Below are 24,914 nucleotides of genomic sequence, written 5' to 3'. Positions count from 1 at the left end.
GTCAGTCTTCCACCACATGGGTGGCAAAGACTTCGCGATATTTATTCCATTTCGCGCGGTCGACCTGACCTTTGCCGTTGATGCAATCCGCCGCGCCATAGGCCATGGCAAAGGCGTGATGCGTGTTGTCATGGGCGAACAAACCCTGCCGCCCGAATACAAGCAATCCGTCCAGATTTGAAAGCCACTGATCAACCGTATCAAACCGCGCCTCGTACCCTACGTCGTAAACCGGATAGGCGTGGCTTAGCCGCCGAGTTTCGCAGCAGCGGACGGGAACTGTAACCGGCAGACCCAACTGGTCCAGCCATTTGGTGAACTCCTGCCCCAGTTCTTCGTCGGACATGGACCACCACTTTTCATCCGGGTCGCAGGGCAGTTCGGCGCACAGCACGGTCACGCCCTTCGGCGCGCCACTGGCGTTATAGTTCTTGGGTTCTGACATCCGGCTGATCGGGATCGACAATTCCGGAAAGTAATGCGCGTCGAACTCGGTGAACTGGTCTGTCTCGAGTACCAGATAAAGCAGGATCATGCCCCTAAATCGGATGGCGCGGGCGGCATCGACCACTTCCGGCGGAGGGGCGTCGATCAGGCGCGTCAACCCGGTCAGAGGAATGGTCGACAGGATCAGATCGCCGGTCACATGCCGCTCGCTGTCGCCGTCGCGGATCGTCAACCCGGTGATACGGTCGCCGTCGCGGTCAATCCCAGTGATTTCGGTGTTGAACATGAAGGTGGCGCCATTTATGCGCGCGCTTTCAAGCATTGCGTCCGAGATTTGTCCGAACCCTTTGCGCGGATAGAAAAACCGCCCGGCGGTTTCGCTGCGCAGCCCCGGCACCAGGCGCAGCATCTTCATCAGGATCTTGCCGACCGATCCGCTGCCGACCCGGCGTTCGGCCAGCTTGACGGCCAGCTTTTCCGGATCCAGCCCCCAGAGTTTGCGCACGTAGGGGAAATAGAAATTGTCCGAAATCGTTGGCCCCAACCCGTCATAAAGCACGGTCGAGAATGTCTCGGGGCCCGTGCTTTTCTTGCGAAAGGGTTTCAGCACCATGTCCCCGATCAGTGACGCGGCAAAGGGCTTGGGCAGGCGCATAAGCGCGTCGGTCAGTTTCAGCGGGAAGTGAATCCATTTGCCGCCCAGCCGGATGCGCCCATGGCGCGGGCGCAGCAGCAGATCGTCACCCAACAGCGTTTTCACATCCTGCAGCACCTCAGGCTCTGCCGCAGGGTGAAACCGGTGCGAGCCATAATCGCAAATCACGCCTTCGACCGGGAACGAGGCCGAATTGCCGCCTGCAATGGGTGCGCGTTCGATCACGGTCACCTTTGCCTGCCCGGTCAGGGCGTATGCTGCGGCCAGACCAGCGGGTCCGGCACCGAGTATGATGATTTCAGGCTTATCCTCGCCTGTTGGCCGGGAAACATCCGTCACTTGCACTCTTCCTTTTGGGAATTCGCCGGAGCGCTAAACCGCATCCCGGACATTGTCAGAACCAGCGCGCCAAACCCGCCCGCTGTAAACAGAACAACCTGCCAGACCAGTCCCGCTGCCACGACGGCAGGCGCGCTGGCACCAAAGGGGGCCAGAAAGCCCGCCAGCGTGGCCTCGCGCAGGCCCAGCCCGTTCAACGACACCGGCAGAACTGCGATAATCTTGGCCAGCGGCCAGGCAAATATCCACGGTCCAGCCGCCACATTGACACCCGCTGCGATGGCCAGCCACCAGGCCAGCATGACCAGCAACAACTGGATCAAAACCGACGCGATAAAGGCCGCCGCCAGTGTGCCGGGCTTGCGGCCCAACCCGGTCAGCGCATCGGCCAGACGATGCGCAAAGCCCTTACCAGGCAGAGACGGGACATAGCGCCAGGGCAGGGGCAGCAGGCGCGGCAATGCGACCATACCCGCCAGCGCCGCAAGCAGGACCAGCGCCACAGGCCAGATCATATGTCCGCCCTCGGCCCGTTCCCATGTCAGGACAAGCCCAAGGCAGGACAAGGTCAACAAGGCCACCATGTCGATCAGCCGATCCACGGTTGCACCTGCGACGACCCGTGCCCCGTCTTTCATCGCCGCTTGTGCCATCCCGGCGCGCACCGTATCGCCCCCAATCGCGCCCGGCAGGCACAGATTGGCAGCCAGACCGGCAAAATGCGCCCGGACAGCCAGCAGGGGCGAAAGCCCGCGGCCCAGCAGCAGCCACCATTTCAGCGCTGCACCCACATGGGCCAACAGGAACAGGACCAGTACGCTCAGGAACACCCAGATCGGGATTGCCTTGAATGCCGCCACGATGGCCTCGGCCGGAAGGATCCAGAACAGGATCGCCAGCATCAAAGCCGACCCGGCCAGCCGGATCAGCCAGCGCCGTTGAGTTGGATCGGAAAGCATGCTGCCGCTCATATCAAGGTCTGAGATGCAGCCGCGAAATCATGTCGGCAATCAACCCCAACGACCAGATCATGATCGCCGCCAGGAATGAGAACACCGCCGTTTCACTGAGGTTCCAGTAGAACATGTCGATAATGAACTTAACCGTGCCCAAAGTGAAAAACGCCAGACCCAGCGGGATGAACACCCGCAGCGGGTTAAACAACGTGCTGATGCGCAGGATCAGGATGATGAAGTTCAGAAAATCGATCGGTCGGATTTTCGATTTGCCCACCCGTTTGCCGTACTCGATCGGCGTATAGATCATCCGCTTGCCATTCGAGGTCATGCACAGCGTGATCGTGGTGGTGAACGAGAAATTCTGTGGCAGCAGTGGCAGGAACGGGATCAGCTCGGATTTGCGGAACACACGCAGCCCGGAATTGAGGTCGTTAATCTTGCGCTCGGCCAGGAATGAGGCAAAGGCGAACAGGAACTTCTTGGCCGGCCGCCGCAGCAGCGGCACGTTCTTCATTGCGGCGCCCCGATCGCCCACCACCATGTCCTGATCGCGGCACATGGCCAGCATGCCCGGCAGGTAACGCGCCGGATAGGTGCTGTCAGCATCAAGGATGGCCACATATTCATACTGTGCCATCCGCACGCCCCGTTTTAGGCTGGCACCGTATCCGGAATTGACATCGTTGAAGGTGACGGTCGCACCGCTGGCTTCGGCCTCGGCGCGGGTGTTGTCCTGACTGGCATCGTCGACCACGATGATTTCGTACGGAATGCCCAGCGGTTCAAGGTGGGTGCGCACGTCCTCGACAGTGCCACGGACGGCGTTCTCTTCGTTATAGGCAGGAATGACCACACTCAGGCTCATGCCAGAAGTGTCCGGCGTGCCGGTTGGGATGTTGTCCGGGGTGATCTGCTCGGCAACCTTGTTCATGAAAATGAAATCCCTTTGCGTACTTAATATATATTCTGCCCCGCTTGGCATGCATGCCGTTCAGAGCGCGACGGGCTCAATTCCCATCGCTGCTTATTGTATTCAAACACAGACAGGCTGGATATAGACAATAATTTTGACAAATTTCGGTCTTTCCGGGGTCTGGTTGCCGGAATTCACCTATGCATGCGCTTACCCAGTAACGTAAAAAAGCCAGTGATGGTTTCAATTATACCCCGATGAGCCCTTAGGCCTCGGTGTAAGTTTACCATGATATTCGGTCATTTTTGATGAGGGGCATAATGTCTGGAGTGTTTCCAAATAGGAACCTATGCAAAGCTATGCGGCGCTTTGATCTCAGAATGCTTGGAAACTCATGCAATGCAACACATGCGTCCTTGGCGGAATGTTGAGACGTTGGCAGGATATGCCCAGTGTCCACGACTATTGTCCGAGGGGTTTTGAGAATGGAAGCAGGCTGGCCGCAGCACCAAGAAGCGACGGGTGATCTCGACAGCAGTGTTTCCAAACCGTTACGCTTTGATTCAGAATGCCCGCGGTTTCGCGTGGCAATAAGTCAGTGGGAAGGGTTTTGATGTCGCGGGGGCGACGTTTCACCAGCGGCGTTGCTTGGATGTCCTTCGGCGTCTGGGCAGAACAGGCATTCAATTTCATTATAATAGCCATTCTGGCGCGGTTGCTTGGGGCCGAGGCCTTCGGCCTGTTGGCAATGGCTGCTGCCTTTGTTTTGTTTTCCGAGTTTCTGGTGCGCGAAACCATATCCGAGATTTTGCTGACTCAGGACACGCTGACACCTGAACGGCTGAATTCGGTCTTTTGGCTTTTGGGGCTTCTGGGCGCTTGCCTGACCGCGTTGATTGTTCTGGGCGCGGGGCCAGTATCGACCTTTTATGACGAAGCGATCGCGGGTCAATTGCTAATCGGTTTGTCGCCAACGGTGCTGATGATATCGCTCACGGCGGTGCCAGTGGCGCTATTGCGGCGAGAAATGCGGTTTCGGGTTCTCGCCTTGCGCGCAGTGCTTGGCGCAATAGTTGGCGGGGTTATCGGCATCGGTATGGCCCTTGCGGGATACGGAGTCTGGAGCCTGGTTGGTCAGCGGGTGGCGATGACCGCCACGAATATCCTGATGGCCTGGGGTGCGGTATCGTGGAGACCTACCTTTCACGTGTCGGGTCACCAGATGCGGCAGGTTCTTCATTTCAGTCACCGGGTCATCGGGCTGCGCGCGGCTGAACTGGCGGCGGTACAGTCACCTGCGGTTTTGATCGGCGCGATGCTGGGCCCGGTTGCAGCCGGGTACTATGCGATTGCCTGGCGGGTCGTGGAGACGGCCTCATTTCTGACCATCACGCCACTGCGCATGGTCTCGCAGCCCGCTTTTGCGGCGGTAACGCGCGGCGGAGGGCGCGCGTCTGAGATGCTTTTGGACGTCATGCGCCTGACCGGGTTTGTGACCTTTCCGGCCTTTGCCGGATTGGCGGTTCTGTCCGAGCCGGTACTGGTGCTTTTGTTTGGTGAGAAATGGAGCCCCGCAGCCCCGGTTCTAAGTCTGATGTCCGTTTTCGGAATGTATCTCTGTACTGAAAGGGTACAGCAGACATTTTGCCTGGCATCAGGCCAACCAGGCAGGTTAGCCGTGCTGTCATGGATCGAGGTGGTGCTTGCGGCCATTGCGATCACGGTCGCTGCCCCGTATGGCGTGCCAGTCGTAACAGCCGCCTTTATCTCTGTCTTTCTGATCATGTGGCCGTTCAAATTCGCCAACCTGGCAGCGATCTCAGGCCAGCCTGTTTCCAGATTGGCATCACTGCATATCCTGCCTTTGGTCTCGGCGGGGATCATGGCAGCGGGGGTCGCGGGATGTCAGGCGGTTTTGGGGGATCAGGCAAACATCTTGCGTCTGATTGTGGGTGTCGTGACAGGTGTGGCGATCTACACCTGCCTTGCATTTGTAACGATGCGTGACCGGTTTGCGGTGCTGAAGGATTTGGCCGCTCGGGTCTGAGATCACCAGATAGGGCTGCCCATTCGGAAGGTGACTTTCTGTTCCGTACCATCGGGTTTCTTCAAGTAGGCGATGACCTCGTTTTCTGTCTCGAGGGGCTCAAATCTAAAACGGCCCAAAGCCTTGTCTCCGTCTCGGACCAGATTAACCGACTGTGCTGCAGTTCCGTTAACTTCGACCAAAGCCGCACTGACATCCGGTGCGCCGATCCGCAATTCAATCTCGATCAGGGTACCGCGCCGTAACGGTTCATGCAGGACCAGCTGTGCCACAGCGCCTTTGGCATCAACCGGATGCACGCGGGACGGTATATAGGCATCCGAGTGCAAGCGCCATGATACGGCGAAAAGAGTGGCCAGCAGCACCAGCAGGTATACCCAACGCAATGGCCCCATCCTACGCCAGAAACGCAGGTTAGAACTGCCGGTTGAGACAGTCGGTGCCAGACGGGCAGCATAAACAAGCGAGCCGGTAAAAGCGAGAGCTGTGGCCACGAGCCCCAGAATAATCCACAGCACCATTGAATATGCTCCACCCCAAACTCCGTAATGAAGCAGCTCCATCAAATGGTTCAGGCGCGCAAGCCCCCTGAAGTCAGCTGGTGTGTAGATGTTGAGAACCTCTAATGTGAGGGGATCAACAGCTACGGTGATCTCTCCGCGTAGATACGAAAAATCCTGATGCAGCCCAAAGAAACGCAGACTGCCAGCCTTTCCACCGGGGATTGCCAGGTTGACCGGTTGAAAGCCTGGAAGCGCAGCCCGAGCGTGTGCTTCGGCTGCATCGATGACGGACCCGTCAAACCCGTCCGGCAGCGCGGCTTCACGCGGTGCAGGGGGTTGGAACTTTAGTTTTCCCCCCTCAATCCCAAGTCCACCCAGCAGAAAAAAGAAGCTTGTTATAGCAATCAAAAAGACCAGCGGTGCCGCCCAAAGAGCTGCTAGCCGATGGGCGCCGCCTGCCCATGATCTGAAGCCGCCCGAGCTGCTGGGCCATCTGAAAAATCCTTTCCAGAAACGCCGGTAGGTGATCAGCCCGCTGACCATCTGGAAAAGTAATGGGATGGACATCGCACTAATGAGAATGAACACAATTCTTTTATCGATCAGAAACGTATCGTGAAGCCCACCAAGAATGGTGTTGAACCCTATGTCCCTTGTCTCATGAATGACGGTGCCCGTAGTGGGATTTGTCCAGTAATTGATGTTCTCACCCCACCCTGTGCGCCCGTATGTGCGGTCCACGAACCACGAGGTTGGCTGCTTGAGGATCACGAAAACATCGCCTTCAGGATGGGCGGATTTGATCCCGTCATAGATTTGGCCAAAACTTGCTGTGCGCTTGTCTTCTTCTAGGGTCGTCCAGATCGCGGGCCGACCTATGGATTCAATCTCCAACCCGGCCACAAGCAATGTGCCTGTCAGAAACATGAAGGTGAAAAAGGCGGAAAGATATAATCCAATCCAAGTGTGAAGCCTGAATAATCGGTTACGAATTTTACGAGCCATATGAGGTCAAACTCCAATGAGTCCCGATCATAATAGATCAATAGGTCTGCTCTGAACAGCATACAAGCTTCTGATATCACGTTATAAAGCGCCAGCATTGGCGACATTGATCAACAGAGATACATAATATTCTATTGAAAACCCAGCAACTTCGGCCGGACCCACGAAGTACCGTGACCGCGTCCCAAAGCAAGGTGATCTGCTATGGCCTGGGCTAGTCGAGTTGCTCTACAATTATTGGTCAGGTCGACGCCAAGTTTAAACCACTAACTGCGCCTGCTGATCGGGTTGCGTATCGTCTTTTCTCAGCCGGTGGACCACGACTTGGGGGGCTGGCTGCCCTGATCGGTGTTCATGATCTCAGGAGGGCCGAAGTGGTGGATTGCTTCTTTCATCACATCGACGAAGAAGTCGGTCTCTGTCGTGTTCGGGATGCGCCAGGCCTGAACCTTGCGTGTGTGCCAGCGTAGTTCACAGTCGAGCATCTAATTGGGCCAAGAAAAGGGATGCGTGATTTCCGGATCTACCCCTTCTTGGGTCCAGGAGTTGGAATTAGGGCTGTGGCGCTAAACACACTGCATTCTAAAACATTTTCGCTGATTGCCTGTTGCGCGAATCTGCAAGGGCGCACGATGATATAATTGTGACCGAACCGGCGGTCGGTAACCGGTGTTTGTAGTTGTCAAGCAAAGATATGATATGAAAACCATTTCTATTATCTCACCGTGCTTTAATGAAGAAAGCAATGTGGCGGATTGCTACAAAACCGTTAAAGCGATTTTCGATAAGGATTTGCCTGGCTACAAGCGAGAGCACATTTTCATCGACAATGCTTCAAGTGACCGAACCGTGGAAATTTTGCGGGAAATTGCCGAAAAAGATCAAGATGTGAAGGTCGTTGTGAATGCCCGCAATTTCGGGGTGTTTAGGTCAACGTTCAACGGTCTGCGTTACGCCAGCGGCGACGGTATCGTTGTCATGCTGCCGGTCGATCTACAGGATCCGCCCGAAATGATCCCCGAATTTGTCGAGCTTTGGGAAAGTGGCTATGACGTGGTGGCCGGCGCGCGCAGTACCCGAGAAGAAGGGTTCCTCATGCGCAGCGCGCGTGGAATTTTTTATTCTGTTGTCAATAGGTTATCAGATGTATGGTTGGAACCTTCGGTAGGAGAGTTTCAGTTGATCGATCGCAAGGTTTTGAAGGCCGTGCTGTCTCATAACGATCACTACCCTTATATCCGTGGTATCATTGCAAGCTGCGGCTTCCGCAGGATTATCCTTCCATACGTTTGGAAGGCTCGGAAAAGAGGAATGTCCAAACACAGCCTGATGGCACTGACCGATCAGGCGCTGAATGCGATCTTCTCATTTACACGGGCACCAATGCGGTTCTGTACGCTCAGCGGGCTGGTGATCGCGATCAGTTGTATCCTGTTCTCGATCATTTCTACGCTGCTTTATTTCGTCGACCCGGATCAAGCACCGCGCGGAACCACGACTATTATCGTGGCGTTGTTTTTTCTTTCGGGTGTACAGATGCTGTTTATCGGTATGCTGGGAGAATACATCACTTCAATACACAACCAGGTCCGAGGTGGTCCTATTGTTACCGAACAGGAACGTATCAACATCGAAGGCCCTGCCAGGGACCCAGCAATGCTCAATGATGTAGATCGAGCATAAGGGGTCCATTCCGGGTTGGTCTTCTGAGCTGGGGCCGCGCTTTGAGTTGCGGGCCTGCGATTACGAATACCACGCTAGCCAAGATGCGTATCTGTTATACCGCTATGACTACGGCATCGGTTTGTCTGACCCATGACATTCTGCAGCGTTCCGTCAGTCTGGAACGTGCCGATTTGATTGTCTTGCTTACGGCAACCTCTTTTTTGGATTCTGGCTGTCGGCGCATTCTTGATAGCGTATTCCGCGACGGTTTTCATGGTTCCAGCTGGCCTGTGGTGCTTGCTCCGAACAGGCTCGGGGTTGACGCTGCGGGACATTGCTCTGGTGCAACGGTTTGACAAAGTCTAACATTGGTAATGTTTTTCTGTTTTTGGGCGCAATTTCAGTTGTCAGTTTCGCCCGCTGGCGTAGGGTCTCGAAATACGAGAATTATGTCAATTATTCTTGCGACATAAGGTGGATGGCGCAGGCCGAAGATATTGGAAGTGCGCTGGTACTTGTGTCCGCACAACACAACATAGGGTCTATCCTTTGTTTCATTGATCATTGGATAAACCGATTTTCCTGCGAGATTTGTGGCTAAGCAGAACGCGGCTGTGATCGAAACCTTCGCCGGACGTGAAGTTTATCTATCTGAGGGATGCCAACTAGGCCTAGGTGCGCTCACAAGGAGCGTTCGCTATAGGCTGGGAACTCTGGCGCAGGGCGGATTTGTCAGGCTTTCTGTTGCCAAGGAAAGCGATCTGTCAGCGCTCGAGAAATGGCTATGAATGCCAGAACGGCCGCAGGCAACACAATCAGCCCCTGCGCTATGATCGGCTGCAAACCAAGTGACAACAGGCCTTCCAACGAAAATGCATTGAAAGCGTAAACCATCACATAGGACAGAATATAGTGAGGCAATCGATTCAGGCCCTTAGAGTCGAATACAAGCCGAGCATGGGTAATGAAGTTCCATAGAACCCCAACAGAAAATGAGATTACCAGCGCGATCTGCGGCGGCAGGCCGGACAGGCTGAGGATGGCAAAAAGTATATAGCCGAACGCGGTGTTCAATATTCCGACCAACACAAAGCGCATGAAGGAATTTCGTCGGGGGGCAAGCAATTTTTTCACAATGCCCTCCCTTCGGCGCGCAGAATATCTGCCACCCCCGAATTCAAGTTATGCTGCGGTATAAAACCGACCTTGTTGCGCAACCGGGTCACGTCCGCCTCCAACAGGTCCGGATCGTCCGGGGCTCGCGCAATTGCGCCCAATTGGACCAGATCGGTGTGATGCATCTGGGTTGCGACCTCTGCAATCAGGTCCCGCACCGCGATTGCGGTGCCGCTGGCAACATTGACCGCACCGACCTCATCGGTGTCCAATAGGCGCGACAACGCGCGGGCCAGATCGTCGACATGCAGAAAGTCACGCTTTTGCAGCCCATCGGTACACTTCACCGGCTGACCCGCACGAAGGTTTGAAATCAGATCCCCAAGCAGCCGCCCTGGCGGCTCGCCCGGCCCGTAAACGAAAAAGATGCGGGCCCAGGCCAGCGAAAGGCCAAGCGCGTCTTGCCCTTTGCACAACGCCAGACTGGTCCCGGCCTTGGCCGCCCCGTAAAGCGTGCGGGGTCGCAAGGGGCTTGTTTCTGTCAGGGTCGCCTCAGACCAGTCATATTCGGCACAGCTTCCTGCGCAGACCGCGCGTTGGCCGCCTATGCGTGCAAATTCCTGCACAAGATGCAACGTGGCCGCCATCCAATTCAGATTGGCCGAAGAAACCCAGCGATCGCGCGGCCCGTCATGCCATGCCAGATGAACCAGATGGCTGGCTTGGGCTGTTTCAAGGGCTGTTGTTGTGGCGATGGGGTTCAGCAGATTGCAGATGATGTCGCTGCCCGGGTTCCGGCCCAGTGTCACGACTTCATGGCCTGCCCCTGCCAAAGCCGATGCTGTCGCACGGCCGATCAAACCGGTTGCTCCGCTCAGCAGAACCCGTGCCATTAGCTGATCCTGACCTCTGGCACGGCTGTTGCGAACCGGGTGCCGCAGGCCTTGAGATCGGCCAATTGATCGATGACTTCGTCCCGGATGTTCCAGGGCAGGATCAAAACATAATTGGGTGGTGTCTCGCGCAGCGCCTCGACCCCGTGTACAGGAATGTGGCTGCCGGGCAAAAGCGTGTTCTGCTTGGCCGGGTTGCGATCCACACAATATGAAATCAGGTCGGGCCCGATCTCGGCATAGTTCAGTAATGTATTGCCTTTGGCAGCCGCCCCATACGCGGCGATGGTATCACCGCGGGCCGCGACCTCGCGCAGGAAGGCAAGCAGCCCGTCGCGCACCGCCTCGACCTGGCCGGTAAAGTTCATATAGCCTTCGGGGCGGTCGAACTGCGCCGCCGCCTCATCGGCGCGGACCTTGGCAAGGCCCGGTCCTTCAGGGTGGTTGGCCCCTTCAAGACAGGCAAATACCCGCAACGAGCCTCCATGAGTAGGCAGTTCCTCGACATCGAACACGCGCAGACCGGCTTCGGTGAAGATCTTTTCGACCGCCAACAGCGACAGATAGGAATAGTGTTCGTGATAGATCGTGTCGAACTGCACTTCGTTGATCAGGTTTAGAAGATGCGGAAATTCGACCGTATAAACCGCCTCACCGGTTAGCAAAGTGGCAATTCCGGCGACAAAATCATTGATATCGGGCACATGGGCCAGAACATTGGCCGAGGCGATCAGCGACGGCGGTTTCTCGGCTGCGGCGACCTTCTGGGCCAGTGTTTCGCCGAAATAATCGACCAATGTGCGCACGCCTTTCTGTTCGGCGGCGGCTGCCACGCTGCCCGAAGGTTCGATGCCCAGCACCGGAATGCCCTTTTCGACAAAATACTGCAGCAGGTACCCGTCATTCGAGGCGATTTCGATCACCAGATCATCCGCTCCAATGTGAAAGCGGTCGACCATTTTGTCGACATAAGATTTGGCATGGGCCAGCCAACTGTCTGAATAGCTAGAGAAATACGCGTAATCGCCATTAAATATCTCGTCTGCGGGCACCGCATCTTCAACCTGCACAAGATAGCAATCGTTGCAAACCCAGGCATGCAGCGGGTAACGCGGGCAGGCCATGTTCGCGCGTTCGGGCGGAACATAGGAATTGGCCAGTGGCGACAGCCCGAGATCAACGAGTGTTTGGCTCAGCGGTGCGCCGCAGTGTCTGCAAGCAGGTTGTGTCATTGCGGAATCCTCCAGCGCAGGTCCTCGCTCAGCACGCCATTGCGAATATGTTCTTCCAGCGCTTTCAGTCGCATCAGCGGTGAGGATCTGAAATCGGGGTCTTTGAAATGGATCTCATTCAGCAAATGCAGCAGATCAGCGATTGTATCTGTAAGCGTTTGGACGGGCTGATGTTCAGGCGCCAGTTGCTTATACAGCGAAAAGTCGACCTTATACGAACGGTTGTCAGGGGCGGCATCGGGATTGATCGAATAGCTGGCGCCCGGCACCGCTTCAGCCACGGCCTGCGCCAGATCGCGGATCTGATAGTTCCACGCATCCGATCCCGCATTGACTGCCAACCATTGGCCCCCGGCATCTTCGGTTCGGGTGATTGCCCATTCGATGGCTCGGGCCATGTCGCGCACGTCGATGAGCGGCCGCCATGGGCTGCCATCACTTAGCACAGTGATCTTGCCAGCGGTGACAGCGCAGGCGGCAAAATCGTTCAATACCAAATCAAGCCGCAACCGGGGCGACGGCCCGCAAGCGGTGGCAAAGCGCAGCGCAGTGCGCAGCATTCCCGGCGTGTTCATGGCCTCTAGCGCCCGCTCGGTTCCGATTTTACTGCGGGCATAGGCGGTCAGTGGGTTCAATGGCGCATCCTCGGACCGTGCATCGCCCTCGGCTAACCCATACACGGAACAGCTGGAGGCAAAGACAAACCGCGATACCCCGGCTTCGGCAGCCAGATGTGCGGCCTGTACAATGGCGTCCTGATTGATTTCCGTAGTAACGGTTTCAAACCGCGCACCCATCGGATCATTTGAAACCGCCGCCAATGCAACAACTGCGTCGGCCCCTTGGAACAACGAGGAATCGATGTCGCGGATATCAGCAATGATCTGCTGGTTCAGAAACCGTTCGGGCCACGCATTATGTGTGGTCAGCCGGTCCGAGAAAAACCCGGGATCGACCCCGACTAAGTTGGCGTTGGGCCAGGATTTCCGCAAAGTGGCAGCAACAATCGGACCGATATAGCCAAGATTGCCCAGCAGGATGATTTTCGGAGAAGACCTCAGATTCATTCCCAGACCTTCCATGGGGCGTTGTTTTCCTGCCAACGCTCTTCAAGCTGGCGGCGATCGCGGAGTGTATCCATCGGTTGCCAGAACCCTCTGTGGCGGAACGCCATCAGATCACCGTCTGCAGCCAAGGACTCAAGCGGGGCGCGCTCCCAAATCTCACTATCTCCATGCAGCAATTCACCGACCGATGGATTCAATACGAAGAACCCGCCGTTGATAAACCCGCCATCGCCCCCCGGCTTTTCGGCGAAACGGTCGATCCGGTCGCCGTCCAGTTCCAATGCCCCAAAGCGTCCCGGTGGGACCACCGCAGTCAGCGTTGCGCGTCTGCCGTGGTTTTTGTGGAACGCGATCAGTGCGCTAATATCGACATTTCCGACCCCGTCCCCGTAGGTCATGCAAAAGGCCTCTTCATCCTTGAGCAGATGCATGACCCGGCGAAGCCGCCCGCCGGTCTGGCTGTCCTGACCGGTATTGACCAGCGTCACGCGCCAGGGTTCCGATCTGCTGTTCGCGATTTCAAGGCCGCCATTAGCCAGATCAATGGTGACGTCCGAACTGTGCAGAAAGAAATTCGCAAAGTACTCCTTGATCACATAACCCTTGTAGCCAAGACAGACGATGAAATCCGTGACCCCGTGGGCAGCGTAGATCTTCATGATATGCCAGATGATCGGTTTGTCTCCGATCTCGACCATAGGCTTTGGTATCCTGACGGTCTCTTCGCTGAGCCTTGTTCCGAAACCACCAGCCAGAATAACGCACTTCATAAAATTGCTCCCTCTCCAATAAGGGGTCAGCCATCAATCGTTAACCACGAACGTCAGCCAGCGACGACCTTGTTCTCAATAAACACCTACATGCAGTAGGCGGGAGCACGTTGCCCGTGTCAAGATTCAGTGGATAGTCAGGTTCGGCACTTGGCCATCGCAGCACAACTGACCCTCAAAAGCACACAATGAAGGAAAACGGGGTGTATTGTTGATTCGGAATTTTGGACGGAAGCGAAGTTGCGACAACACCACTCTTGTCCTTTTCTTCGTTCGGGCTGTTCTTTTGATGCCGTAGGATGGCGCGCTTAATTGCGACCAGACCTAAAGTTTTCCCAGCACAGGCGAAAGAAATTCATGTGCCGATCAGGGCCTGACGAAATAGTTCATGTAACTCAACCTGTTGGCTGGTGGCGTCGAAACTTTTTTTTGCGACGTCCATCCCGACATCGGGCAGCATTTTTCCGAGAGGTCTGCTGTTAATGCACGCGATCTGGCGCAGTGCCTGCCTGTGGGATCGGCAGCCCAAAGTCATGGCAGCACAGATTGCATTTTGCCGGATACGGATTGGGTACGTGAAAGGCCTGGGCATATTATTTGGACCAGTCATTAGGAATTTGTTATGAAATGGTGATAACCTCTAGTAGTTTGTAGTCAGTTTTTTTCGAGTATACGGGTGTTAGTCATTTGCAAAAAGATACCGTTCCTGTCGTAATTATCGGTGGCGGGCCTGCCGGGTTGACTGCAGCCCACGAGCTTCAGAAACTTAGTGACACGCATGTTCCACAGGTCTTTGAGGCCTCGGACATGGTTGGCGGCATTTCACGCACTGAAACTTTCAATGGTTACCGTTTTGATATCGGAGGGCACCGGTTTTTTACCAAGGTGCGCGAGGTTGAAGATATGTGGCACGATGTGATGGGAGATGATTTCATCACCGTGCAACGCCTGAGCCGCATTTTCTATCGCGGCAAGTTTTATGATTACCCGCTGCGTATCTTCAACGCCCTTGGCAATATAGGCCCCTATGAGACCTATAAGATCATCGGCAGCTTCGTGAAATGGAAAATCCGGCCTAAAAAACAAGAAGATACCTTTGAAGAATGGGTCATCAACCGCTTTGGCGGGCGGTTATATTTACATTTCTTCCACAGCTACACCAAAAAGGTCTGGGGAATTCCGCCGTCAGAAATTCGGGCGGACTGGGCTGCACAGCGGATCAAGAACCTGTCTTTGCCCAAGGCGGTCTGGAACGCGATTTCCGGTGCCAATGACACCGCCAGCTTGATTGAAGAATTTCAGTATCCCCGCCTTGGCCCCGGTATGATGTGGGAAAAAACCCGCGATCTGATCCGGGAAAGGGGCGGCAGTGTTGAGACACATTCCGAAGTGGTGCAGGTCAATCGCGACGGCAACCGCGTGACGTCGATTGATGTGCGTCATTGGGACGAAAATGGCGACAAAACGACCGAACGGGTAGAGGGCGAAGAGTTCATCAACTCGATGGCCGTGCGCGATCTGATCCATGCATTTGATCCGCCGCCGCCGCCAGAGGTTGTCGAGGCCGCCGATCGCCTGAGATACCGCGATTTCCTGATCGTGACTTTGATGCTCGATCACGCCGATCCTTTCCCGGACAACTGGATTTATATCCATAGTCCCAAGGTAAAGGTCGGGCGCATCCAGAATTTCCGCGCCTGGTCCAAGGAAATGCTGCCCAACCAGGACACTTCGTCCATCGGAATGGAGTATTTCTGCCAGAAGGGTGACGGGCTGTGGTCGTCGTCAGACGCGGACCTCAAAGAATTGGCCGGTCAGGAACTGGAACAGTTGGGTTTGGCCAAGGCAAGCGATGTCATCGATTTTACAGTGATCAGGCAACCTAAGGCCTATCCGGTTTATGATGGCGACTACAAAGAAGCGCTGGATATTGTCAGTGATTGGCTGAAGACGTTTGAGAATTTTCAGACCGTCGGCCGCAATGGCCTGCATCGTTACAACAATCAGGACCATTCGATGTTGTCCGCCATGTATGCCGCGCGCAATATTTTGGGCGAGGAAAACGACGTTTGGGATGTTAATGTCGAACGGTCCTACCACGAAGAATTCGAGTCAAAGCCTCGAAATAAAGGGTCTGAAACCGCGTTTGAGAAAGGAAACCGCACTCGAATGAGCGGATGAGCTTCGAGCCCGCTTGGTTTGTGCCGGACTTTTTGGACCAACAATTCTTAGAGTTCGAAATGATTGAATGACCAGAACTATGAAGCAATTTTTTTATCTTGGTTTGCTGGCAATTCTGGTCGGCATCGTCTGGATGGGACAGAACATAGCAGGTCAGATTGCAGCAAAAGTTGCATTCGCAGAGGGGCCGTCCCCCTATTTTATCGCCAAGGATGCGTTTTTTTTGTATGTCTGGGCGCCTCTGGTGGCATTGTCGGCGTCGATACTTATTGTCACCCCCGGTCTGCTATTAGCGCTGGGTATTGCTCGACCCGAAGACCGTTTTGAACATTTTCTGTTGAAAGGTTTTACGCTTTCCCTTTTTGGCGTACCTACGATTGCGGCTATTGTGCAGGCTGTCAGCGGTATCCCGATGACAGGAACAGCTTTCCTCGTGCTGATCGTTCTGCTTTGCCTGCCCGGGGCTGCCTTAACCATCAAACGGCCTGCGCAGGACATCTTCCGGGGCCGGGGATGGGACGTGGCCGGTATGGTTCTGCTTCCCTTATTTGTTCTGCTGTTGCTGTCACCCAAATTCTATTGGGAAGCTCTCAATGACGATGGGGCGCACAGCTTGCTGAGCGCTATTCTGTTCATTTCTCGGGGACTGCCGTTTTGGCCTTTGGATGCTGGTTCAATGACCGGTTACCCAAATCCGAAAATGATGACCGAGGTATTTCTGCAAACCAGCTTCCTTCGTGTTTTTGGGTCGTCCGAAGCGGCTCTTCGGTTTGCTTACCTGCCTGGCGTGTCGATTTTATTCGGGGTGATGCTGGCTTTTATCCGTTCACCAAATAACCGCACCGATGTTTGGTCTGTTTTAGGATTGGGCGCAGCCTTGGTTCTGTTTTCTTTCGTGATGGCGTTTAATCCATCCTACAATCCATATTTTGCCGATATTGCCATGCCAATGACGCGCGAACCGCCCATTTTATTGGGAGTTCTGGGGTACATCTTGTTCTTCCGCGACCAGAATTTCGGTTGGATGGCGGTTGTGTCAACGCTAGCTCTTTGCTCCGCACCAAACGGTATTCTGCTGATAGGGTTCTTTCTATTGGCGCACCTGCTTTTGAACTGGTTTCAACCCATTAAGCAGGTGATCGTAGGAGTGTTGATAGCCCTGGCGATTGTGATCCTAGGTTCTTTCTCTTTGGCCATACTGGCAAAAACGGGTGTGACGGGGGTATCCGGTGAATTCAGCACGGGGTCAATTCTGCGTCGTCTGCGCTATGTGACTATATTCGATACGCAGCGGTTTCTGTTCTGGCTTCTGCCCGGCGGGCTTTTGCCTGGACTAGCGCTTTTGGCCTGGCGCTGGCAGGATACGTTTTCCAGAACGCTGACACTCATGACTGTAGGGTACGTTCTGTTCTTCTATGTTCAGGCTTATCGTATTCTGCCGCACCATTTTGCACCGGCTGTTCTGTTGCCGCTGATTGTCTTTTGGCGGTTGCGCCCGGTTCAGGCAGCGCCGGCCTCAGCCTTTGCGATGGCGTTGGCAGGGCTTGCTGTCAGTACTTGGCTGAGTTGGCCTACGACTTTGCGCCCATTTACAGTGACCCGCGATTTGGGGCAGCGTATCGCGATTGAAATCGACGCTGACCCGTTTTTTGACCTTGAGGAGATCCGGATTACGCCAGCTCTGATAAGGAAGGCCTTTCCCCCTGGTTGGTCAGATGTCGAATTGCAGGACCAATACTTAGCGGGAACTGTCTCGGTCTATGTGTATGCACAGATGCCGGTTCCAGCCAATGTCACGCCTACTTATTTTGTCCGTTTGGAAACTGAGGCTTTGGCGCCCGATGAAATTCGATTGGGCGAAGCCGTGGAAGGTAGGGTTTTGGTGACTGATCATTTGCCCACCTATGAAGAAGATTTTAGCAATGCAGACGTCCCGGTGAGCATTGCACCCATTTACAAAGTGCCTCGGGAAACAATCTTCGGTCGCGGAGCACAAACTTCTCCACGTCAGGTCTGGGATATTGCAAAGCTATTGGGCCTAAGATAATCAAATCGGCCCCATGCGAAATGTCTATTTCCGAGAAAACGTCTCTTCGCGCTCGTCGTAATACAGGGCGGGGCGTCCCGGAAAAGCCTTAGTCACGGCGTCATTCGCTGTGCCTCCCAGATCCTTTGCGAAAACCGGCTCGTCCAAGGGAAACGAAGGATCATTGAAGAACAGTGCCGAAGCAATTTGGCTTTTCGGATTGATTAAGACCAGCGGTTGGACAACACCTTCCGTGTCAGGCAGCGACAGATAGCGATAGTGGTCATCATAGGTACGATGCTCGTGATATCTTGTGACGCCTCGGTAGGACAAAAATACTGTCACTGAAAACAAACACAGAATAAGAAGCACGGCGTTAAGTTTGTCCGAAGCTGACGAAAGGCCAATGGTTTCCAATCGGATGCCAGTTTCCAGAACTCCTCTGGCACTCAGGAACACCAGGGGAGCGATCATCATGAACCAATATCGTGGGCCCACGTAGAAGCTGGCTACGAACCAATAAAGGGCGTGTGCACCCGCTACGACGATAATGATCGCAAGCATCATCCGGTCCGTGGCGTTGATGCGGCCATAGATCAGCAAGATCCAGACAAATACGAGCGACCCGATCCCCCAACCCATGAAATCGGTATGAAGCGCGCTGATATTGGTCAGCGTGTTGACCAGACCTTCAAACGGGGAATGTTCATGCGGGCGCAGTTCCATGTGGCCCCAGCCTTCTGGGGAGCCTATGTTTTGGCCAAACCCAAAGGCGTTGGATCCATCAACCCAGATTCGTTGATAATAGTCTGATAATGTTGTCAACAGCGGGTCGCCAGTGAAGTAGTAGTTATAGAAAAAGATCAGGCTTCCGGTTGCCACGCATCCCACGCTGTAGCTGAGTACAGTCAGGGGATGGCGTAAGGCACCTCCGCGCCACAACAGAAACAGACCCGTCAGAATTCCAAGCAACAGGCCGTCAAGGTTGCGGGTCAGGAACAACCAACCCAGTGCCAAGCCGGCCACAAACACCAGTAGAACGGCCCGTTTCAATTCACCTTCTTCGGCGCGAAGGATCAAAAGCCAGGCCAGCAAGACAAGAAACAGGGCGAAGGTATGGGACATCAGTGACGCCGACATCGCGATGAACCAGGGGGAGGTCGCCAGGATCAGAGTGCTGATGCTGGCCGTACGGGCATTTGTTAACCGTTGCATCACCCCCTGCGCCAGAAAGATGGACGCGGTGCCCAGAATTGGGTTCACCAACCAGGGCACTCCAAAAAAAACTCCCACCGCCAGAAATGCAGGCCATCCGGGCGTGAAGACCGATATCCAGCGCCCGTCATGATGATCTAGCAGATAAAACTCAAAAGCTGCGCGGGGACCTTCCGGCAGTGCCGGCACATAAAGGGCGCCACTCGCATAGGTCTTGGCCTGAAACATATAGGCAAGCTCATCCTGAACATGCGGCACCCGTTCAAAGGCCAACCATTCCAGCACCAATGTCGCAATCAGAAAAACAGTGGCCATGCAGCCTGCCCATCGCCAGCCCGCGGGCAGAGTAACCCCTCTGGGCAAGGTGGCAGCCAATGCGATCACCGTCACCAGGTTGATGACCACAAGGATCAGCCCCGCCGCAAGCTGAATGAAATAGACGTCGATTTCGTTTTGGCGAAGATGGTCGAGGATCGGTATGGTGAACGCACCGCTGAGCAAAAGGAATAGAGCAGTGCGTTTTACGCCCAAATCGCTGATAACCTGAGAGAGTTTGCTGTCACTAGAATTTCTAAACAACACAAAAGCCGAAAGGGCGCCCTGTCCGAAAATTATGGCATACATCGCCATTTCGATGGTCGTTCTGGGCGGGAGGCGTAGCGCCGGGTACCAAAGCGGTTGGGTCACATAAAGCTGCGATGCCCCGCCCACAAACAAAAGCAGCAGCATCAAACCCGATAGCGTCAGATCCCACAAAACAAAAACGGAAAAGAGGGTCAGCGCCAGCGCGACCATCAGCATCCACCATTGCGCCAGATCGCGGATGCCGGGCAAGGCACTCTGTACTGAAAAAACAAGTATCAGCACTGCGACCAGCCCGGCAAACCCAGCAAGCGCAATGCGCCACGGACGAGACGGCGCAGGCGATGATTTTAGAAAAACAGTCATGCGCGCGAAGACTGGTTTGAAGCGCTGGCCTTCTGTCTGTTCAGCTGCAGAACTGTATCAACGACCGCTATTAAAAACAGCAGGGCGCCAATGGTTGCCAAACGCGAGCTTGGAAAGATCTCGACCCCGTCCACATGGAAGGCCCAGATATCGACAAGGTTTTCCGATCGCCAGATCAGCATTGCGCCAAGCCCGGCGAACAGAGTGCTGACGATCCGCCCCCTGAACAGCAGCGTCAGCGGGGCGGCCAACAGCACAAAATCATAAATATGCAGCGGCGCCAGCGCGACGATAGCTGCGCAGGCCAACCCGAAGACCTGCCAGGTATGTTTGTTGGCGTCGCAGGCGCGCGTCAGCCGGGTAGAGCCATGACACAGCACCACAATGATCACGAGCGTGATGATCGTGGCCACAGAGCTACCAATATCACGATCCGTAACCTCCCAAATGATCAGCCGCAGACCCGTCATGGATTGTGGAAGGTTGGCAATTGTAAAACCGTCATAAGCGGCCAGATTTCGAAAGAAATCCAAAATGGTACTTGGAGCGACCAAAAGCGATGGCACTGTCAGCAGGGCGGAAAGAAGCACGGCCATCAAAACCACTTTCCGAGAGTGCGCATCAAACAACAGGTACAGGACCACAAATGGCGCTCCGATCTGCGGTTTGAGCAGTACCAGCGTTAATCCGACGGCTTCGAAAAAGAGGCGTCCGCCGACGCGGCTCCACAGCATAACGGCAATGCCAAGCCCTGCGATCAGAGTCGTCTGACCAACGGAAAACAGGATCGCGGTAGCTTCGAGGATCGCCAAAAGAAAGAACACCACACTGAAAAGCGGGAAAAAAACCTGACCTCCCGTGAACTCGTCGATCATCTGGGCGCGCCTCGGAAATGCGGTGGTAAAGGCGCTGGTCAACATGCCGCAAGTTGCGATGACGATCACCAGACCGAAGATATTCCAGACGACACTCGCAGTGTTCAGATCCAGCGCCCCCAAAGGCGCGGCAAAAATCCACCAAGTCGGTGGGTAAGGCCACAGAACCGGGACATGTCCGACCTCAATATTTGCTTCGCCATGCGCCAAAAACGTCGGGCCGTAGGGGTTTATGCCACCGTGCCACATGTCACCCGCCACCCAGATGAACCGGAAATCATACCCTGCGGGAAGGGCAGATAGTTGCGTGATCTTCAGCAGCAGATAAGCCAACGCCAAGGCACACATAAGCAGCGAAAGACAAAGAGTAGCGCGCCGTGCAATAACGGGGCTGATGAACAATCGTCGCGCATTGCCGTTCGGCGTTATTCGCGACGAAGCTGTTGCTCTGTCAATGTCGTCCATAAAAAATTGTCACCATTAAATCACCGTCGCCCGATGTTAATTGCGATCAACCAGACAACAGGCCCATAAAACACAGGGCTATTCTAAAGCATGCTGCTCAAAATCAAAGTATTGATGGTTGCACCTTGGCAGAAATGCAAAACGACAAGTACGGCATGCACATTCTGTTGGATTTTGGGGAATTGTTGGCAGAAGTGCGATCAGGCTCGCCAGGAGCTTAGATCGCGGTCCAACAGATGTTCCAAATCTTCGATTTCCGGCAGCAACCTTTCACGCAGGATCGCGCGTGCCCGGTCTGGCATTTCCACCTCGCGTTTGAGGTTGAATTGGGACAGGCGGTCCCTGATTTTCCAGCGCAGTTCCTGTGACATGACCCGGGCGATCATTCCGGTGATCGGGTTGGGTTTCATCAGAAAATCCTGAAACAGGCGGCTGCGCGGCACACCACCTGCATTTACCCGCGATGACAGATCGGGTTGGAAACTTGTATCGGCACCGATGAAACTGGTGATGCTGTCGATGACGTCTTTGGGGGCGTCTTGGAATTCTTCGTAGGTGCGGATCAGGAATTGATTGCGATCGAACAGCTTGAAATAGCGCGACAATTGCTGTGCATATAGGGGAAAGCGCGAATATCCGAACAGGGGCTGCCAACCTGCGGCAAGCCGTTCGTCTTCGGCGTCCAATGCGGTGGAAAAATCTTCGAGCGGTTCGATCCGTTGCTTTACCGCATAAAGGTAATGGGACAAGGCCTGGTCAATTGGATTGCGCAGAATAACCACCATGCGCACCCGGGGAATACGCTGGTGTATGCGTTCGGGCGCTTTGGGTGCGTAAAGATAAAGCGGAGAAGCTTCGCCGCAGACCGCGCCCACTGGCGCATCGGAAAACAGGGAATGATAGTCGGCGATCTGCGTGACCGAGTTGTTGACATAGTCCGCGCCCGGCCCAGAGAAATTCAAGGCTTCGCCCTCGAAAGCAAAGAAATTGGGCTCTTTGGCGGACGGCATGAAGATACTCGGGTTTTGCCGCAGATGGCTGTACAGCGCCGTTGTACCGGCCCGCGCGGCGCCAAGGATCAGGAAATCCGGCATCCGTGCCGCAGGGCCCGAAGTTTCAGTTTCGGGTGACATGGAGTTTCTGCTTTTGACCCAGAACGTGATATTCGAACAGGCACCAGACATAAACCGCGGCCGAATAGACGTAGTAGACTTGGTGATACAGCAGGCATTTAAAGGCAAACCACGCCCCGCCATGCCCGGCCATCGTGCGCACCAGATCGAAATTGGCGACCAAAGCGGCCGCAAGCAACAGCAAGGGCAGGGGCCAAGTGCCCGGCCAGGCGGGCAGGGCCAAAACCGACAGCAGCAGCAAACCCGCAATCGCGGCTCGGGCCCGTTCGGCCATCGAGGTGTTCAGATCGTCTATCAGCCCTTCCCGCGAGATCATCAGCCGGGCCCAGGGCAGGGCGCGGCAATAGATGTCCGTGCTGAGGCTGTTGCGCATGGTCCAGACCTTCAAATGCTTGCCCTGCAATTGCGGCTCAACAAGAATACGGTATCCGGCATTGGCAATCCGATACCCCAGCTCGATATCTTCAATCGACGGGACCTCATAGGTTTTGACGTCGAACCCGCCGACCTCAAGGAAAACGTCGCGCCGGATTGCGCCGCATCCAGCCCAGAAGGTTCGAGCCTCGCGTCGCGCGCGCTGATGGTGATAGCGGTGCAAAAGGTTTTTGTAGCGTGAAAACCACGACTGCCCGTCCGGCGCATCGTCATACGAGCCGAAGACGGCCGCGACATTATCCTCGGACATGGCACGGCGGATATGTTCCGGACCGTCAGGCCAGGCGATGACGTCGGAATCGACGAACCATAGTATGTCGCCCGTGGCGTGCTGCGCGGCTAGGTTGCGTGCCGCGCCCGGCCCACCATTGACGGGCGTTGTCAGGACCGACGCTCCCATCTCGCGCGCAAGCGCGGCCGTGCCGTCTGGGGACTGGTCATCCACAACCAGAACCTGCTGCACCTGTCCGGTATTCAGCAATTCAATCAGCGGGGTCAGAACGCGGGGCAACATATGCTCGGCATTGTAGGCGGGCATAACGACACTAATGGACAATGAATGATCCGACATCACAAATCCCTTTTGGTGGCGGCGCGCAGGGCAGGGGGCCAACTTATGATAAGAAGAAAGGCTGCAGTGAACGGAAGCAACCACATCACGCGAGCGCCATATCGGTCCGCTGGCTGTGACACCCCACCACAAACCAGCGCATTGACCGCAATTCCTATCAGGATGAATAGGGCAAATAGCTTGATATCGCGCGGCACGCTGCGCGGGGTCAGCAAAAAGACCACGATAACAGCAAACGAAATGGCATAGATAAAGCCGTGCAGCGCATTAACCGGCGCAAGCCAACCGCGATCCTTGGACAGCAGGCCGCCTTGAATCAGATGCAGTTGAGAGTCGTCTAACCGTGCAAGATGGCGAGCGTTGTCTAGCGCCTGCTCTGTCGGGATTGTCATCCAAATGCTGTCACGCAAAATTTGGCGATAACCATTCTTGGCCAGGGCCCAAGATGTGGCAATGGGCCGGGAAAGAAACACAGCCTTGGCGAAGTCACGCTGGGAACGTGCAACCTTCTTCTGGTCTTCTGCTGACATAAGCCGGAATGATCCAAGCTTGGGCGAGCGCTCGAAAATGATATGCGACACAGTCAACCGATAGGGATCATCAGACCATGAAAGGGCCTCGTGCAGGGCGCATGTCGGTATGTTTGTGTCGGGGCAGGCGTCGTTCAGGTAGTCCATGCCCGGCCCATCTACAATCAGCCGCGCGGTGATGTGGGGTGTATAGACGACTTCTTTGTTTGTTTTGGTTTCCACCGCGATCTGAAAGGCTTTGCGCTCGGCCACTGCAATCGCAAGCACGATCACAAGCAATATCACTGCCCGCCATCGCCCCCGTGCTTTCATGAATAGGGCGGCCAGGATCACAAAAGGCACCATAAGCCCAGCGATTGCCAGATGTGACGGGTGTGAAATGACGGAAAACACAGCCAGACCTGACATCACAAAAAGTTCCCAGCCTCGCATTGTGCGACCGACCGCCGTCAGCGCAGCAATCACGATCAGCAAAACCGGAGCAAATATGTCCGGCATCATATAGGCGATGTAAAACGGCAATGAGGAAAGAGCTGCGGCCAGAAGCGGCACTGTGGTCAGCAAAGATGTGCTGCGGGCCTCTTCCAGAGTCCGGTTTGTCGTTCGTGCCAGAAGCCAAACAACCAGAAATATGCCAGCCATATGAAAGATTGGAACGGCAATAAGGGCGCCCGCGCGAAAAAAGAGGGCCATGACAATGCCATAGATCAGTGACCGGGATCCGGTTGCGGTATTGTCCTGATCCGCAGCGCTACTTCCACCTGCGCTGCCGCTCTCGCTTATTGTTGGCAGCAAACTGTTCAGCGCCACGTTGCCCTGTCGAATATAACTGCCGGTGTCGAAGTAGTAGAGAGGCCCGCCATTGATTAAAAGCACGGACAAACAGGCAAGCACCGCTGCGGCAAGCAGCAGAAATCCTCCAAT

General features: G+C 55.1%; 19 protein-coding genes. 4 read left to right on the top strand and 15 right to left on the bottom strand.

From position 1 onward, the window contains the following. Window position 1: 1 nt before the first annotated feature. From GOX21_RS07935 to GOX21_RS07925, 3 genes are read right to left on the bottom strand one after another with little or no spacing between them, the layout of a single operon-like run. A complete protein-coding gene (locus GOX21_RS07935; protein WP_170376796.1) occupies window positions 2–1,441 on the bottom strand; it encodes a protoporphyrinogen/coproporphyrinogen oxidase in 1,440 nt (479 codons plus the stop codon). Next, a complete protein-coding gene (locus GOX21_RS07930) occupies window positions 1,438–2,412 on the bottom strand; it encodes a lysylphosphatidylglycerol synthase transmembrane domain-containing protein (protein ID WP_170376794.1) in 975 nt (324 codons plus the stop codon). Before GOX21_RS07930 ends, GOX21_RS07935 begins: the two co-directional genes overlap by 4 nt. A gap of 1 nt (window position 2,413) precedes the next feature. After that, complete coding sequence (locus GOX21_RS07925; RefSeq protein ID WP_170376792.1) at window positions 2,414–3,331, bottom strand: glycosyltransferase family 2 protein; 918 nt, start codon at window positions 3,329–3,331, stop codon at window positions 2,414–2,416. Between the two features lie 595 nt (window positions 3,332–3,926). On the opposite strand from GOX21_RS07925, the gene GOX21_RS07920 reads away from it, so the two are divergent. Then, window positions 3,927–5,360 (top strand): lipopolysaccharide biosynthesis protein, encoded by a 1,434-nt coding sequence (locus GOX21_RS07920; RefSeq protein WP_170376789.1) that lies wholly within the window; start codon window positions 3,927–3,929, stop codon window positions 5,358–5,360. 2 nt (window positions 5,361–5,362) lie between these two features. Here GOX21_RS07920 and GOX21_RS07915 read toward each other — a convergent pair whose 3' ends face one another. Beyond that, a complete protein-coding gene (locus GOX21_RS07915; protein WP_170376787.1) occupies window positions 5,363–6,868 on the bottom strand; it encodes a PepSY-associated TM helix domain-containing protein in 1,506 nt (501 codons plus the stop codon). A 305-nt stretch (window positions 6,869–7,173) separates the two neighbouring features. Beyond that, on the bottom strand, window positions 7,174–7,353 hold the full coding sequence (locus tag GOX21_RS07910) for a hypothetical protein (RefSeq protein WP_170350094.1): 180 nt from the start codon (window positions 7,351–7,353) through the stop codon (window positions 7,174–7,176). 214 nt (window positions 7,354–7,567) lie between these two features. Between GOX21_RS07910 and GOX21_RS07905 the strand changes: the two genes are divergently transcribed. After that, complete coding sequence (locus GOX21_RS07905; RefSeq protein WP_170376785.1) at window positions 7,568–8,551, top strand: glycosyltransferase; 984 nt, start codon at window positions 7,568–7,570, stop codon at window positions 8,549–8,551. A gap of 714 nt (window positions 8,552–9,265) precedes the next feature. Here GOX21_RS07905 and GOX21_RS07900 read toward each other — a convergent pair. From GOX21_RS07900 to rfbF, 5 genes are read right to left on the bottom strand one after another with little or no spacing between them, the layout of a single operon-like run. Next, complete coding sequence (locus GOX21_RS07900; protein ID WP_170376783.1) at window positions 9,266–9,667, bottom strand: GtrA family protein; 402 nt, start codon at window positions 9,665–9,667, stop codon at window positions 9,266–9,268. Next, window positions 9,664–10,542, bottom strand: a complete 879-nt coding sequence (locus GOX21_RS07895) for an NAD-dependent epimerase/dehydratase family protein (RefSeq protein WP_170376781.1) — start codon at window positions 10,540–10,542, stop codon at window positions 9,664–9,666. The genes GOX21_RS07900 and GOX21_RS07895 overlap by 4 nt, the downstream gene beginning before the upstream one ends. Continuing rightward, complete coding sequence (locus GOX21_RS07890; protein ID WP_170376779.1) at window positions 10,542–11,774, bottom strand: class I SAM-dependent methyltransferase; 1,233 nt, start codon at window positions 11,772–11,774, stop codon at window positions 10,542–10,544. Before GOX21_RS07890 ends, GOX21_RS07895 begins: the two co-directional genes overlap by 1 nt. Next, a complete protein-coding gene (locus GOX21_RS07885; RefSeq protein ID WP_217353358.1) occupies window positions 11,771–12,856 on the bottom strand; it encodes an NAD-dependent epimerase/dehydratase family protein in 1,086 nt (361 codons plus the stop codon). The genes GOX21_RS07890 and GOX21_RS07885 overlap by 4 nt, the downstream gene beginning before the upstream one ends. After that, entirely contained in the window at window positions 12,838–13,611 is a 774-nt protein-coding gene (gene rfbF, locus GOX21_RS07880; protein ID WP_170350100.1) for a glucose-1-phosphate cytidylyltransferase, read from the bottom strand. The genes GOX21_RS07885 and rfbF overlap by 19 nt, the downstream gene beginning before the upstream one ends. A 687-nt stretch (window positions 13,612–14,298) precedes the next feature. Between rfbF and GOX21_RS07875 the strand changes: the two genes are divergently transcribed. Both GOX21_RS07875 and GOX21_RS07870 read left to right on the top strand, forming a co-directional pair. Next, window positions 14,299–15,792, top strand: a complete 1,494-nt coding sequence (locus GOX21_RS07875) for an NAD(P)/FAD-dependent oxidoreductase (protein WP_170376775.1) — start codon at window positions 14,299–14,301, stop codon at window positions 15,790–15,792. Window positions 15,793–15,871: 79 nt separating this feature from the next. Further along, window positions 15,872–17,839 carry a hypothetical protein gene (locus GOX21_RS07870; RefSeq protein ID WP_170376773.1) on the top strand — a complete coding sequence of 656 codons (1,968 nt, stop codon included), beginning with the start codon at window positions 15,872–15,874 and terminating at the stop codon, window positions 17,837–17,839. Between the two features lie 24 nt (window positions 17,840–17,863). Here the strand turns inward: GOX21_RS07870 and GOX21_RS07865 are convergent, their stop codons facing one another. The 5 genes from GOX21_RS07865 to GOX21_RS07845 all read right to left on the bottom strand — a co-directional run bounded on the left by GOX21_RS07865 (window position 17,864) and on the right by GOX21_RS07845 (window position 24,872). Further along, entirely contained in the window at window positions 17,864–19,981 is a 2,118-nt protein-coding gene (locus GOX21_RS07865; RefSeq protein ID WP_170376771.1) for a glycosyltransferase family 39 protein, read from the bottom strand. Then, entirely contained in the window at window positions 19,978–21,321 is a 1,344-nt protein-coding gene (locus GOX21_RS07860; RefSeq protein ID WP_170376769.1) for a glycosyltransferase family 87 protein, read from the bottom strand. The genes GOX21_RS07865 and GOX21_RS07860 overlap by 4 nt, the downstream gene beginning before the upstream one ends. 200 nt (window positions 21,322–21,521) lie before the next feature. Beyond that, window positions 21,522–22,454 (bottom strand): sulfotransferase domain-containing protein, encoded by a 933-nt coding sequence (locus GOX21_RS07855; RefSeq protein ID WP_170376767.1) that lies wholly within the window; start codon window positions 22,452–22,454, stop codon window positions 21,522–21,524. Then, entirely contained in the window at window positions 22,438–23,460 is a 1,023-nt protein-coding gene (locus tag GOX21_RS07850) for a glycosyltransferase family 2 protein (protein WP_170376765.1), read from the bottom strand. Before GOX21_RS07850 ends, GOX21_RS07855 begins: the two co-directional genes overlap by 17 nt. Continuing rightward, on the bottom strand, window positions 23,460–24,872 hold the full coding sequence (locus tag GOX21_RS07845) for a hypothetical protein (protein ID WP_170376763.1): 1,413 nt from the start codon (window positions 24,870–24,872) through the stop codon (window positions 23,460–23,462). Before GOX21_RS07845 ends, GOX21_RS07850 begins: the two co-directional genes overlap by 1 nt. Between the last annotated feature and the right edge of the window lie 42 nt (window positions 24,873–24,914).

The organism is Ruegeria atlantica, assembly GCF_013032005.1.
Taxonomy (GTDB): Bacteria; Pseudomonadota; Alphaproteobacteria; order Rhodobacterales; family Rhodobacteraceae; genus Ruegeria; species Ruegeria atlantica_A.
Note: the sequence above shows the minus strand (reverse complement) of the source record. Positions and strands in the feature narration are given on the sequence as shown.